The sequence below is a fragment of the Veillonella montpellierensis genome, from assembly GCF_947090115.1.
GTDB lineage: Bacteria > Bacillota > Negativicutes > Veillonellales > Veillonellaceae > Veillonella > Veillonella montpellierensis.
The window spans coordinates 219,518-234,846 of the sequence record NZ_CAMUMS010000001.1 but is presented as its reverse complement, the minus strand read 5'-3'; the positions used below and the strand labels follow the sequence as shown (position 1 = coordinate 234,846).

The following is a 15,329-nucleotide window of genomic DNA, read 5'->3' as shown; positions in this document are numbered from 1 at the left end:
ACTGACCCCCAGTTTAACTGGGGGTTTAATCATGCCTATTCGGCGTACAATACAACAAATAAAGCAAGGGATTCCCGTACAATCCCTTGCTTTATCCTTCTATATTTAACCTTCCGTTGCGATCAATTTCATAATATCATGGCGTGATAGCATACCTACCAATTTTCCATCTCTATTCACAACGGGAAGATTTTTTAAATGTTGTTCTACCATAACTGCTACAATTTCTTCTACATCTGTATCAGGCTTTGTAGTAATTACATCCTGATTCATTAAATCAACTACTTCTGTAGCTAACAACTTTTTAAATTGCTCATTGTATTCACCGATACCATTATAATAAATACTTGCTCCTAAAATATTAACATAATGTGGCGCATGTGGTTTAATCTTCTTATACAATAAATCACCTTCTGAAATAATACCTATTACGATATTATCTTTAGTGACAACTGGTATGGCTGTTAAATTATGCTTAACTAATAAATGAGCTACATCCTCTATACGTGTAGTTTTTTCAACGGCTACAGGATATTTATTCATAATGTCAGATACTTTCATAAAAACGCCTCCTATTTCCTTCTATATTATTACTATTCGACGCGTTATATAAAATTCCTGTTATAGAGTCATAAAAATTTATCATCTCACCAATGATATGGTTCCCCACGATTGATCTTACAAGTTCTATAAATTTGTTCAACCACTAACAAGCGAACCATCTGATGCGTAAATGTCATTGGACTTAACGACAATTTAAGGTTCGCCGTTTTCCTGAGTTCTTCACTAACACCAAAAGGGCCACCGATAACAAACACCATCTCACTAATTCCAGATACTTCAAGACCACTTATATGGCTAGCTAACATCTCGGAGGGCATTGTTTTGCCATATACATCAAGCAAAACAATGTACGCCTGTGACGGTATGCGCTTTAATAAACGTTTTCCTTCATCAATCACCGCTTGTTGACGCTCTGTATTGCCTGCTTTATCGCCCATTTTACTTTCATTTAATTCCACAATCGTGATTCCGCCATATACACGCATGCGTTTTACAAATTCTTCTACACCGTCACGTAAATACTTTTCTTTTAATTTTCCTATGCACACAATAGTAAAATGCATATATCGAGCCTCTCTATCACTATTCAAAATTACATGCTATCACTACTAGAAGAAGTCAACTAAAAAAAACTTATAATTCATACAACTTAGATTATCATGTCCGAATCAATTAAAAATATTTTTAATCGATAATAGCAATACCCTTTTTTCAAACAATCTAGTAACTAGTTCATTACATGATAATCATCGTAAAATCTTAATAGCAAAAATTGCCCATGTTTTTATTACATGCTCCCTACAGTCTAAAAGCTACCTACTCATTAGCGTTTATGTTTGCTTCGCACCATTGCCAGTTCTTTTGCCAATGTTTCTACACTCGTACTACTCAATTGATTGGCTACTGTTTCAGCCATAGAGCGATATTTTTTAATACTCATTTCATTAGTTTTTACATGTATCATTTTTTCTTCTTTGTAATGTGCATTGCTTGGTGTTATCATCGATATACATGTATTAGGTTGTCCATGTTGCAATCTCATTTCTTTACCAATACGTATACCACCCTTAACCAGCATATTTCCCACAGTTTGTGTAACGCGAATTGATGTATTATTGTTTTCTGACCTATGTGCAAGAACAACTTCCATAAATTTAGGACGTTTCATCATCAATAGTGCCTGTGCCGCATGTTCATTACTCAGATGTCCTTCTTCACCAGCGACACGTTCTTTCAGATAAAAAGGATATGGTCCTACCTTTAATAAATACGGATCATAATTAGCTTCCAAGACTAATTTCTGACTGTCATCTAAATGATATAATATAGTATCTGTCACTATCCCTGTATCAGTTACTATAGTTGCTTTTTCATCACCGGAAATATACGATGCACCTAACGGATCCGCTGCATCATGAGATACAGAAAATGGTTCAATGGTAAGTTTACCTACTGCAAAGGATGATCTAGTAATCCGATGAATGCGATGACTCGGTACATCTTGTTTTCGTAAAATCTCTCGCCAAGTTCCTTCCTTTGTGTATACAGGTACATCATATTGTTTCAACATTTGACGTAAGCCTACCACATGGTCTGCATGCTCATGACTAATAAAAATCCCCTCTAAATTCTGTATATCCAGCCCCAAGTTTTTTAGTCCTTGTGTAATTCGTCTAGCACTAATACCCACATCATGCAATAAAATACTCTTTCCGTATTCAACAACCGTACAATTCCCTTTACTACCACTCGCCAAAACATGAATGCGTAAATGTGTATCTTTCAAATCATCTTTCACTGACTAACTCCTAAAAATAGGTGGCAATGTGACACATCACCACCTGTTATATTTATTTAATAGCTGCATAAATCTGATTATCGCCCCAATGGTCTTTAATAATACGCCACTGGGCTTTTTTTGCTCTCAACCAAGTCACATGAGTAGATGTTTCAAATACATCAATTCTGTCAATGTAAAACGCCCCTGTATTTGCCCAATAAATTAAATCATCATGCTTTTTAAAATATACATCATCCATAACTGCAGTACTATTAGTACTAGCTGGGCTAAGATTAAATCGATTCATTTCATCAAACACAATTTCAATCGCGGGTACATCTTTATCTTGCCGTTGAAAAATCATGCGAACACGGCGCTTTGCATTAACTGGATACATTAATAATGATGGCATAACAAATGCCCCACTTGTATATGACATTTCAGTCAACACACTACCTGTGAAAGAATGAAACACATCCATTAGTTCATCAATATCTTCTTGTGAAGTAATTTTATGCCAAGTCATAATAGCCTCCTATTCTGTGATTGTACGATTGAGATTACCACTAGAAAATGCTTTTAAATCTATACTAACATATAAAAATCCAAGGGACTCAAAATACCTTCTTACTTTATTTCGAAATGGTAAATCCATAAATTTATCAAATTCACGTTCTTCTACTTCAATACGTACTATAGTTTCATGGTATCTTACTCGGTACGCTCCGTCAAGGAAAGGCTTTAAAAATTTTTCTCCTCTTTTGATTTTATCTACTATATCTCGTGTAATCTCATATTCATAAGGAACACGTGTAACCAAACATGGTGAACTCGGTTTATTCCAAACAGAAAGTCCTAACGAATGAGCCGCATTTCTAATCTCTGCTTTTGTAAGGCCTATTTTTAAAAGTGGACTACTCACCATATCTAATTGTTCTAAGGCCTTCATACCTGGTCTATAGTCTTTACTATCATCTGCATTAGTTCCATCTAATACCCATTTTATATGATTTTCTTTAGCCCATTTGCATAAAAAAGAATATCGATTATATTTACAAACATAGCAACGATCAATTGTATTAGATATAAACTCTCTAACAGCTAACTCATCAATATAGATATGACGATGAGATATACCGATTTCTTTTGCTAACTGGATTGCCTCAGCGAATTCATCTTCTGACGATGTCGGTGATACTATAGTAAACGCAATCGCATTCTTTCCCAGTACATGATAAGCTATTGCAGCAAGTAACGTACTGTCTACACCGCCAGAAAAAGCTACTACGACAGATTCTAACCCTTGTATGTATGTGCGTAAGTTACATAATTTTTCTTCTAATGTGTCATACATAAATACGTTTTACTAGTTACCTCCTTCTGTATATGCGTTCATACGATCGATAAAATGTTCCATATTAGCTTGTAAATCATCACTATACCTGAACATATCTCCACCAATCAAAAACATAGTATCCGGACCATATAAATCTAGTAATTCATCCAATCTTGCATCGGTAACACCACCACCAGGTGCAGGACAAGCAGAACGAATAATTTCATTATCTTTTATGCTGTAGTGATGAATTTTTTTACATTGTTCTGCAGTAAATGTAAATCGACCACCATACGATACAAAGACTGGCATATCTGCACCGAATAAACGCGGCAATAAACCTAACCACAAATAATCCGCAATGCCAGATGTACCAGGCAATGCAAATCCGCCTAGCATCGCTGGATGGCTAATAATTGGCAACCCCAACGATTCGTCTTTAGCTAACACTTGTAACCACCCAAACCCCACTAAGCCAGGTGTAATCATCAAGGCAGTAGCACCTAGTTCTTTAGCTTTATAAGCTCTTTCTAATACATCTCCTCCATCACTAGATATATTAGCCGCATACAAAGTATGTCCTCCTATTTTTTCATTACCTTCGTGTACGCTATCTGCACAACGTTTAACACGCTCTACAAATCGGCTAAAACATTGATTAGTAATGCCATGATCATCTTTAATTACGTCAACTCCGCCCAGCGTATAAGAATAACACATTTTAGCCAAGGTATTCGTATTTGAGCCTAAAGGTTTTATAACTGCTTGTATCATAGGTCGTTTAGGCACATGTAACAACGTACGCAATCCAGATAAACCAAATCGTGGGCCTCCAAAGTGCATCAACAAACTCTTAGGTAATGATAATTCAACTACCCATATATGTGGTTGTAGAGAGGAGTTTCCAAACACCACATTCAAAAATTGAGTAACCTCAAATGCCGTCAATTCAACATTATATGCAATTTTAGCCAAGTAAAGCCCATTATCTACAGGACTTAATTCTACGAGTTGTCCAACTACCTCATTTTGTAATATTGGATCTGTAACTAATTCATAGGGAAATTCTATTGTTTGTTCCACTTGCACAGACCAAGCAATCATTTTGGCTGTTTCATAGGAATCTGCTTCTATCTGATAGGACACAATAAACTGTTCCATAACAATACCTTCTTTATAATTTATATATAACACATAACCACATGATATAACATCTACTGTTATATAAAATAGATATTATCGATAATTAATCATACCATTGTTAGAAACAAATGGGCAACTACTATCATATAAGTACTTTCAATTGTAAAATATCCCGTAAACTATATATCTAACTCATGAGAGGCATGCCGCCTATCAGTAAGATGTGTAATATATTTTGACGCCAATATATCTACACCTTTCTTCTTATATATATCTTAAAATTATGCTTCATCAGCTTCTGTTTGTCCCTATATAATTTATTTTCTATAGATACCAACAATATGATAGTATATTTCTCATACTATGTGATAAGTTTTATATTATTCACGCCATTAACCTCTATGACATGTTATCGTTATCCACAACTTCACATATCTGTACAGAATTTTTCTTAGTTTAAAATTTTTACAATCACAGCTACACGAGTGTTAATTATGTCTATGTAAGGCATAAAAATAATAGCTACGCATCGTTTAATGAATGCGTAGCTATTATTCCAATCTTATTATTATGCGTTCGCTAATGTTTTTCCTAAATTAGCGCACTCTTCTTTTGCGCTATCATCTGGTTCGCCTAATACAGCATATCCAGGTTCTACCAATGTGGCACCAGCCTCAGTAATGCGATTGCCCCATTCTTCTAGCCAGGTACCGCCCCAACCATAAGAACCAAAGATAACAATTTTTTTACCAGATAATTTACCTTCTAGTTCTGTGTAAAAAGGTTCAAATTCGGTTTCCTCTAATTGTTCTGCGCCCATATCAGCACAACCTAATGCTAGTTTATCATAGGCAGCTGCTTCATCAACAGATATTTCGGATACTGATTTTACTTCCACTTCCTGACCAGCAGACTTGATTCCTTCCGCTACTGCTTCTGCCATAGCTGCTGTATTACCTGTACCAGACCAATAAATTACACCAATCATTGTAAACCTCCTATGCTGTTTTAGCTACTAAGGAACTAAAACTTTTACCATTAACTAATTGTTGATGACAATATTCTCTACAAATTTTAAAGCAGTGAAACGAATGTTGTGCCGATATAGCATGATGATATACTTTCCATTCACCACATAACTGATAATTTTGTCCTTTACTAGCAATGAAATGAATGACATCATTTAAAGGATATCCAAGAAATAGTCCAATTTCATGAGGAAAACTAATTTCTGTTTCCATACGATGACGCAAATGAAGCAACAAAGCTTCCAAAGGGTCATCTTCCTGGTAGCCATACATACTAAGAAATCCGATATGTTGGTGCTGTCGCACATACTCCTCTAATTGTTTTTTACGAAACACCAATAATAATCGACGTTCTTTACATGCACACAACTGGAAAAAATAGAGTCCCTTTTCGTTAAATTGAAAATTATAGTCATTTATAATTTTACATAACTGTGCTGACATTTCTTGTGGAATCGATACAAGATTAGCAATTTTAATTCCACGAATAGTGGGTGCACAATGATATCCAATAATTTGCTCTATGGAATCCATTATCATTACCTGCCTTACTATATTCTGAGATGAAAGCACTTACTTTCTATTGTCATACTATCAATTTCAACCACATCATACTATAATGTGATCTTATTTATCTGATATGACCATCATATAACAAATGATATTTATTGTCAATAATATTGATATTTACTTTCAAATTTATATTTTCTATTCAACTCTATTACAATTTTTATAGTTATATACTACCTTTTTAATACCATTATTTTTCAATTTATTAACAATACATCTTTATTTATAAGTATTCTACATCTATCATTCTTCACATAAGTATAATTAAAAATGCGCCTCATTAGTTGCTACTATCAATACCAGCAACAATAAGACGCATAGTGAATAACTATTCAATTATTTTTCTATTCGGAAAATAGGCCCAAATTTCTGCCATAATTCGTTATCATTAGTAGCATCAAACACAATGAATCGCGCTACTAATCCAGCATATTTATCTTCATATAATATAACATGAATGATTTCTTGATACGCAATACTATCCCTAAAGGATGTAATTTGAAGCGTACCTGTATAGACGCCATGTTGTTTTACCATAGGCGCTAATAGTGTATATGGTACGACTCGATTATAGCTATTATTATTAATAGCTTCCGCCAAGACCTGTATATTATCATATTCACTTGCATTTGATACAAGACCCAGATTAACTAATCCACGTGTTCCCAAAAAAACGTCTGCTACGATTCCATACTTCATAGCATTCGCCTCTTGATATGTCAACATATATGTATCAGCATGTAACAAACCGAAATCCAATAACCATTGTTTTACATCTGTTTGGCTAAAATTTTGTGTTAATAATGCACGAGGATTCCCTTTATAGAGAGTAGTCCCTGTTGGCAATTTTGCTTGCGACAAAGTCATCTGTCCTAAACTAGTAGCACCAACATTCATACAGATCATAAGCATAATACACATCAATGTAAGACTTATAATATTTTTATATTTCATATATGGCTCCTACTTATTATTTTTTTGTTTTTTCGCCCAACTATCACGTAATCCTACAATACGATTGACGATAATATGATTGGATGTACTATCTATATCCGTTACATAGTACCCTTGTCTCATAAACTGATAATGATCACCTGGTACTGTAGATGCTAGGAATGCTTCTCCTTTCGCTTGATGAATTGTTAATGAGTCTTGATTAATTTGGTTTAAGAAATCTACATTTTCTTGAACATCTTCTTTTAATAAATGTTCATATAAACGTGCTTCTATGTCTACCGCATTGTTTGCATCTACCCAATGCAAAATTCCTTTCACCTTTTTAGTGCAGCCAGTTCCGCTTTTACTTTCTGGATCATAGGAGCAATGAATTTCAATAATATGTCCCGCTTCATCTTTAACAATGCTTTCACATTTAATAATATAAGCCCCTTTTAAACGAACCTCTTTATCTGGTGCCAATCGAAAGAATTTTTTTATAGGTACTTCCATAAAGTCATTTCTTTCAATATATAACTCACGACTAAATGTTACCTCTCTAGTACCCATTGTTTCATTTTCAGGGTTATTCTCTAGCGTTAACACTTCACTTTGACCTACTGGATAATTGTCGATAATCACTTTAACAGGATCAATAACAACCATCGGTCTTGGTGCCTTCAATTTTAAATCTTCACGAATACAAAACTCAAGTAATGCAGAGTCAACAATACTACCTGACTTAGCTACACCAATTCGTTGACAAAAATCACGTATAGATTCAGGTGTATACCCACGACGACGCAATCCAGAAATAGTAGGCATACGAGGATCGTCCCAACCACTTACTAATCCATTTTCAACTAAAGCACGTAATTTACGTTTACTCATAACCGTATTAGTCATGTTCAAACGTGCAAATTCTATTTGTCGTGGTTTTTCTGTATCTTCCCAGTCTTCTAGTATCCAATCATATAAAGGACGATGTACTTCAAATTCCAATGTGCATATAGAATGAGTAATTCGTTCAATCGCATCTTCAATAGGATGTGCAAAATCATACATTGGATAAATACACCACTGTGTACCTGTCCGATGATGTTCAGCGTGAACGATACGATATAATACTGGATCGCGCATCACAATATTAGGATCGGCCATATTAATTTTTGCACGAAGTACTTTTTCTCCATCCCCAAACTTTCCTTCTTTCATAGCCGCAAACAATGCTAAATTTTCCTCTACAGAGCGATTGCGATACGGACTATCTATACCTGGTGTAGAAAAATCTCCTCTATGTCGATGAATTTCATCAGCTGTTTGATCATCCACATACGCTTTACCTAGAGTAATTAACTTTTTAGCGTACTCGTACATAGTATCAAAATAGTCAGAGGCAAAAAATTTACGGTCTCCCCATGAAAACCCTAACCATTTTACATCTTCTTCGATGGATTTAACATACTCCACATCTTCTTTCGTCGGATTAGTATCATCAAATCGTAAATTAGTAAGGCCACCATAAGCAAGTCCTAATCCAAAATTTAAGCAAATTGATTTGGCATGCCCAATATGTAAATAGCCATTAGGTTCTGGTGGAAATCGAGTATGTACACGGTTTCCATAGGTTCCTTCTTCATTATCTTTATTAATAGCAGCTTCAATAAAATTAACTGTTTCTACTACTTCTGCTTCTGCATGATTTACATTATTATTCGTTTCCAATAAACTCAACCTCCATGTAGTCTATACTATTTCATTATTTTACCATATATAACAGGTAATCGCCTACTATATTTACTAATAAGACTTAATAATGTATATAACGCCTTAAAGGATATTTATAGTGTTATGCAATGATATCCATGTTCTTCTCACTCACCCTATGATGAGTACCTATTCATGGCAGTTCTTAAAGTGATCCTTTTTATACTATATAAAAATTCTATGTATCTAACTAGTATACTATCATCTTCACATATAAAATCTAATATACGTCTTATAATGAATCATTTATAGCAAATTTTCTCATATCATACATTCTATATGACGACTATATACTCTTACAAACTATTCTGAAGTTCCTTAATCATACGCGTAACCGTTACACTATCTATTTCTTTTATGCATCTCTCTGTGAAAGCCGCTGACATAGGTACTAATAAGCATTTATCCGTTTCTAGTAATTCCTTAGAAACAAATCCATTTTCTACAGCTAGTGCTGCATAATTAAGTTTTCCTTCATATAAAGCTTTTCTTAATGCCTCTAGATTAATTTGGTCCGTTGTAGTAGCAGAAATAAATATAGCATCGTCTTTCATAGCATTAAAAAATGACGTATTACACATAACGTTTTTAGAGTTTCTATCGCTATTTATAACAATTACCACATCACTATGAGCAAGTAGGTCGTCCAATTCACTATACGTGGTCATGAATAATTTATCATCATTTCTTGGTGACTCATTATGATAAACTACTGTCATTCCAAAAGCACGTGCTCTACGAGAAATAGAAATACCTATATCGTCCATTCCTATAATACCTAATGTAGATCGACTTAAATCTTTTCCTTTACTCATAATAGAAGATGAAGTTTTTATATCTGTTAATTGAACAATCCTATTTTCCATAATGCGGCGACTTACTATGCCCATTAAAATAGTAATAAATTCTGCTATACTTTCATTACTTGCTGGTGTAGACATAGGTACAAAACGAATATGTAAAGGTGACAATTCTCTAGTCCTCACATTATGGTAAGTAGGAAATGATTGTATAAGTACCTTTAAATTTGGTGTCCTTTTAAGTAGGTCATTAGTAATTGTTAGCCATGGATTAAAATTACATAATACCACTGCCTCATAGAACCACTCTTCTACTACATGAGTTGGCATATTCTCTGCATCTGTCCAAAGCTTAACGTCAAACACTTCTTTTAATGGAGCTAACACCTCATCACTCATGTATCCATTCACTACAATCTTTGATTTCATAAAGCACCCTTTCCTATTTTACATACTGTAATAGACTTATGTATCTATTCAATATTCACTTACTACATAGTATATACGTAATACCGTATATACTATCTAAGAACTAATTCTATACGAATCTTCATAATGGTTTGATCCCTTATAGAGTAAGTATTTTTTAATTTTCTATTATATACTGTAGAACTGATAAAATAATATATATGCTACTACCTTTATACTTAATCTATCCCCTAGTAAAAAATACTTATATATACGCCCATATATAACAGCATGTACCTACTTTTATATGATTTATAACTAGTGTATAAACAACTTGTACATCTAGAAAGAATAATAATTTACGATGTCAGACAGTACATATTATCATTTTCTACTTGATTACTATATGAGTATGTATTATGTAAAAGCATAGACTATATAGTTTAATGATTTTCTAGCCAATCAATGTCTACAGTTCTAAGCCTGTATGTATACTATTAACATATCTTCTAGTTATTGTTTCTATATTTCAAAGTTTATTTTCCTTATTCTCTACTACTATACAATTGATAGTTTGCTGGAACCAGTGGTTCTCAAAGTACTTTGTATAGCATTATAAGACTATTTCATCATAATTGTAACAGTAGAATACATTTTACGTAGTTACTCATTTATATACAATAAAAGGAATGCAACTAAATATACATTTTACATCTTTATTACAATCCCTTTACATCTATATTTAATTCAACACTATGGAACAAATCAAATACAATCGATCGTACCACTTTATTAAGAGCTGGTGAAAATGCGTCATCAACTGTTGTAACAGCGGTACTAAGATTATCAAGACCTTTTCCATGTTCCATTTGATTAATAAAGTGTCTAATCCCACCAGAACCTAGGTGGTGAGTAATAATCATTTTATTAGTTTCTTTTGTTGCCATTTCTTTGCGTGGAGCAACTTTCATGGCTGTTCTACCTATAGTGAATAACTTAGCCACCTTGCTATTTGGTAACACTGTATGAACCCCGTAAGCAATCACTTCATGGTAAATACGGCTATCTCCCATTAATGATTGATATACATTTTCTCCATGTGAAAGAGAATTTGGTTTATATTTTTTCTCTAATTGCTCTAATGCATTAAACCAAGTACCAAGAATTTCCATCTTTTCTGACATGGTAATATCGTCAGCACGAAGAGCGTCTTTTATTTTCTTATTAAATTCTTTATAAGCATTACTATGTTCTTGTCCCTCTTGAATTTGGAAGCCAGATTTTGTGAGAGTGTCGATTACATTGGCTGAATCCGCCCACGCTCTAAATTGTTCTGTATTTCTGGAAAACGTTCCGACCCTAGCCACATGAGTTTCTCTTCCTCCCAACGGTCCTCTGGTTCGTCCCCCAAACTCATGTTGTAGGCTTTGTGCCAAAGTATTGCGTTCCAGTTTTTCATTTTGTAACCCTGCTCGTTTAGAATGTACTCTGCTACTGCCATCATTAAAGCCGTTTCTTGTTGCACTTCGATAAAGCGGTCTCGTTTTGGTATTCCCATTATATCTAAGCATTTCCTCATAATTGGAACTACTTTCAACACTTTGTCCCTTGGTACGCCCCAATCCTGTGCTAGGTTCGTTAGACTTAATACTTCCCTTACTGTTTCCATTGGGGATAAATCGTCCACCGTACTGCCCTTGATATTCGCCATTATACGCACTCTCCTTTGCTAATGTTACAACTGTATGATATAAACCATCTAATGTGTTACGCTTACTTTTATCTTTACTTTCTAACACGTTACATACTATGTCTTGTAGTAATTTATAAATTAGTCTATATCTGATGTACAATGAGCACATTTTGTTGCTTCCAAAGGAATTTCCGATTTACAGAATGGACAAGTTTTAGTCGTTATCTTCTTTTCTTGTTCATCTCGACTCATAATTGTTGTTACCAATCGAATTAACATAAATACAACGAAAGCTAATATAATGAATTGTACTAAATCAGTAATAAATGATCCATATGCAAATACGGCACCTGCTTTTTTAGCCGTTACAAGATCTGCTCCATTTTCTTGTGCTACTAGCGCCGCACTATTTAAAGGCAAATACATATTGTTGAAATCAATACCTGCAGTAAGAAGACTAATAATAGGCATAATCAAATTATTGACAATTGAATTCACCAATCCTGTAAAAGCGGCCCCAATAATCATGCCTACTGCAAGATCAATCATGTTCCCTTTAAATGCAAATCTTTTAAATTCTTTTAATAACGCTTTCATAAGGTACCTCACTTATATCACATATAGAATACTAACATCACCTATGTATCATCTCACTACATACGATAGATTATTATTTTGCTTTTCTATCCTCAATAACTTTTCCTTCCACTACCTTGCTCCCTTCTTTTAATCGAGCCAGCATAACAGAAGCAATAAACATAACAACACCAGCTATCACGGTAGAAATAGCTAATCTTTCATCAAAGACAACAAATCCGAAGAAGGAGCTAAAAAATACACCTATATATTGTAAAAATTGTGCTACCACTGCGTTGGTAGTAATGAATGCACCGGTTAGGAAAAATTGAGCTACAATAGAAATGGCACCAATACCGATAATATAGCCCCATTGTATCATATCGGGCATGATGAAAGTTTGGAACGTGCACATACCTACTATACCTGCAACCATACCGGCAATCATAAAATAGGCCATAATTTCAAAAGAACTATGACGCCCATGTTTACTAATACTACGAATAGTTGCATAGGCCGCCGCTGAAAGAGCAGCTCCTAATATAGCAATCAATGCAGGCCAACCAAAAGCTGCAGAATAACCAAATGGGTTTACCATGACCATAACTGCTACAAAAATCAATATCAACCATATAGCAGACCCCTTTGGAATACGTTCTTTTAAAAATAAAGCACTAAAAATAAAGACAAATATGCCAGATAATTGGAATAATATAGAAGCATCAGACATTTTCATATAAATAAGTGCTATAAAATTAAATAACATGGCAACGCCACCATATAGGCCACGCATCACGAGAAGTCCTCTATCTTGCTTCGAGAACTGAATTCCTTTACATCTCATATAGGCTAATACGGCAATTGAGCCAATCAATCCTCTAAAAAAAGCAATTTCACTAGATGGCAATGGTGGCGCCATATGATAATTACCTAATACTTTAACGAAAAGATTCATTAAACTTAATAAAAAAGCTGATGCTACAGCAAAACAAAAACCTTTTTTCATGGGATAAATTCCTCCTACTACTACTAAGAAACCGCCCTTCATATCATGAAAGGCGGTTATATGGTGTATCAAGATGACAACTATATAACTGCAACATCTATGATAGTACAGTTAGATAACGGCTATGATATCATAGTCATCTTATTTAACAAAGGAGTCAACAAATAACAAAATTTCCTCTTTCATAGCTTCTTTGTCAATTGTTTTAGTAAATCGCAATTTTTTATTTCGCAACTCCAATAATTGCTTAGGAAAAGCTACACCTGTAACTGCTGAAATAGCCTCTAAACTTTCATAAGCATTATGCCCCTGTTGTATATGTAAGGCCTCACAAATAGGGGCTGGAAATTTAAATGGATGTGCCGTAGCAGCAATTACCGTATGTTGCTGTTCAAGCTCTGGATGTAGCTGTAATTCTTTCATATAGGCTCCCATCGCAACTGCCGTATGTGGATCTAATAGATAGCCATAAGAATTATATACCTCATCAATAATGGATTTTGTTTCTTCATCATCGATATAGGCCCCTGAAAAATCATGTTGAATCCGTTTCAACTCGTCTTCATTAACTGATACGGATCCCGTTTTTTTAAGTGTTTCCATCCAAAATGAAGTACGTTCACTATCTTCTCCACTAATATAATATAAGAAGCGTTCAAAATTGGAACTTTCAAGAATATCCATTGATGGAGATATGGTTGTATAAAATGGTCGATTCATATCGTAGGTGCCAGTATTAAAAAAGTCAGTCAATACATTATTTTGGTTAGAGGCACAAATTAATTTACCAATAGGAATACCCATTTTTTTAGCATAATAGGCAGCTAATATATTTCCAAAATTTCCCGTAGGCACTACTACATTGAACGTCTCATCAGTATGAATTGCTCCAGTTGAGACTAACTCTGCATAAGTAAATACATAGTATATAATTTGTGGCGCTAGACGACCAATATTAATAGAATTAGCACTTGAGAACATAACATCTTTTTGGGCTACTGTATCTGCCATAGTTTCATCGACAAAAAGACGCTTCAAAAATTGTTGTGCATCATCAAAATTACCATTAATCGCTGTCACATTGACATTACTACCTTCTTGCTTTTGCATTTGTTCTTTTTGCATTGGACTAACGCCATCAGTAGGATAAAAGATTTGAATATGCGTCTCTTCAACATCTTTAAATCCTTCTAATGCAGCCTTACCCGTATCCCCTGATGTAGCTGTTAAAATTAATATATTCTTACTTTCTTTTTCTATTTTCTTAGCCGCTACTAATAAGTATGGAAATAAGGACAAGGCCATATCCTTAAATGCTTGTGTACGGCCATGAAATAATTCTAAAATTGATACATGTTCTGATAAGGAGTGTAGTGGTGCAATATCAGAGGTGTCGAAATTTATCTCGCTATAGGCCGATTGAACCATTTCTCGCAACGCTTTCTGAGAAAAGGAAGTAAATAATTTTTCTAATACAATTACCGCAATTTCTTGATAACTTTTATTTGCTATCATTTCATAGGTCAAGGAGTTGCTCGGGAATGTACTAGGTACATACAGTCCTCCATCTTCTGCTAAGCCATGTAACAAAGCATAGGTTTCATCCACCATCACATCACCACGTGTACTTGTATATTTCATTTTAAAAACCTCATTATCTCTCGCAATTTATAGAAATAGTATAGAATCATATCATCTTATATTATAATTATTTATATTGTC

15 protein-coding genes are annotated in these 15,329 nt (G+C 34.3%); all 15 read right to left on the bottom strand.

Annotated elements, in window-relative coordinates; translation table 11 throughout:
* Positions 1–105: 105 nt before the first annotated feature.
* The 15 genes from P6940_RS01110 to thrC all read right to left on the bottom strand — a co-directional run bounded on the left by P6940_RS01110 (position 106) and on the right by thrC (position 15,248).
* Entirely contained in the window at positions 106–561 is a 456-nt protein-coding gene (locus P6940_RS01110) for a CBS domain-containing protein (protein WP_028257162.1), read from the bottom strand.
* 86 nt (positions 562–647) lie between these two features.
* Positions 648–1,127, bottom strand: a complete 480-nt coding sequence (gene rlmH, locus P6940_RS01105) for a 23S rRNA (pseudouridine(1915)-N(3))-methyltransferase RlmH (protein ID WP_028257163.1) — start codon at positions 1,125–1,127, stop codon at positions 648–650.
* A gap of 260 nt (positions 1,128–1,387) precedes the next feature.
* Positions 1,388–2,362, bottom strand: coding sequence for an MBL fold metallo-hydrolase (locus P6940_RS01100; RefSeq protein WP_071838023.1), 975 nt, complete (start codon positions 2,360–2,362; stop codon positions 1,388–1,390).
* 52 nt (positions 2,363–2,414) lie between these two features.
* Positions 2,415–2,870 (bottom strand): hypothetical protein, encoded by a 456-nt coding sequence (locus tag P6940_RS01095; protein ID WP_028257164.1) that lies wholly within the window; start codon positions 2,868–2,870, stop codon positions 2,415–2,417.
* 9 nt (positions 2,871–2,879) lie between these two features.
* On the bottom strand, positions 2,880–3,698 hold the full coding sequence (gene larE / locus P6940_RS01090; protein ID WP_277292929.1) for an ATP-dependent sacrificial sulfur transferase LarE: 819 nt from the start codon (positions 3,696–3,698) through the stop codon (positions 2,880–2,882).
* Positions 3,699–3,710: 12 nt separating this feature from the next.
* Positions 3,711–4,847: a RuBisCO large subunit C-terminal-like domain-containing protein gene (locus tag P6940_RS01085; protein WP_277292931.1), complete on the bottom strand. Its 1,137-nt coding sequence runs from the start codon at positions 4,845–4,847 to the stop codon at positions 3,711–3,713.
* Between the two features lie 544 nt (positions 4,848–5,391).
* Positions 5,392–5,811 (bottom strand): flavodoxin, encoded by a 420-nt coding sequence (locus P6940_RS01080; protein WP_028257167.1) that lies wholly within the window; start codon positions 5,809–5,811, stop codon positions 5,392–5,394.
* Between the two features lie 10 nt (positions 5,812–5,821).
* Positions 5,822–6,385 (bottom strand): DUF3793 family protein, encoded by a 564-nt coding sequence (locus P6940_RS01075; protein ID WP_081936421.1) that lies wholly within the window; start codon positions 6,383–6,385, stop codon positions 5,822–5,824.
* A 372-nt stretch (positions 6,386–6,757) separates the two neighbouring features.
* Positions 6,758–7,375, bottom strand: a complete 618-nt coding sequence (locus P6940_RS01070) for a hypothetical protein (RefSeq protein WP_277292928.1) — start codon at positions 7,373–7,375, stop codon at positions 6,758–6,760.
* A 9-nt stretch (positions 7,376–7,384) separates the two neighbouring features.
* Positions 7,385–9,082: a glutamine--tRNA ligase/YqeY domain fusion protein gene (locus P6940_RS01065; RefSeq protein WP_277292927.1), complete on the bottom strand. Its 1,698-nt coding sequence runs from the start codon at positions 9,080–9,082 to the stop codon at positions 7,385–7,387.
* 338 nt (positions 9,083–9,420) lie between these two features.
* Positions 9,421–10,353, bottom strand: coding sequence for an NAD(P)-dependent oxidoreductase (locus P6940_RS01060; protein WP_052076851.1), 933 nt, complete (start codon positions 10,351–10,353; stop codon positions 9,421–9,423).
* Between the two features lie 698 nt (positions 10,354–11,051).
* Positions 11,052–12,131: a hypothetical protein gene (locus P6940_RS01055; protein WP_277292926.1), complete on the bottom strand. Its 1,080-nt coding sequence runs from the start codon at positions 12,129–12,131 to the stop codon at positions 11,052–11,054.
* Between the two features lie 32 nt (positions 12,132–12,163).
* On the bottom strand, positions 12,164–12,622 hold the full coding sequence (mscL, locus tag P6940_RS01050; protein ID WP_038153355.1) for a large conductance mechanosensitive channel protein MscL: 459 nt from the start codon (positions 12,620–12,622) through the stop codon (positions 12,164–12,166).
* Between the two features lie 73 nt (positions 12,623–12,695).
* Complete coding sequence (locus P6940_RS01045) at positions 12,696–13,607, bottom strand: DMT family transporter (protein WP_028257173.1); 912 nt, start codon at positions 13,605–13,607, stop codon at positions 12,696–12,698.
* 141 nt (positions 13,608–13,748) lie between these two features.
* Entirely contained in the window at positions 13,749–15,248 is a 1,500-nt protein-coding gene (gene thrC / locus P6940_RS01040; protein WP_277292925.1) for a threonine synthase, read from the bottom strand.
* Positions 15,249–15,329 lie beyond the last annotated feature (81 nt).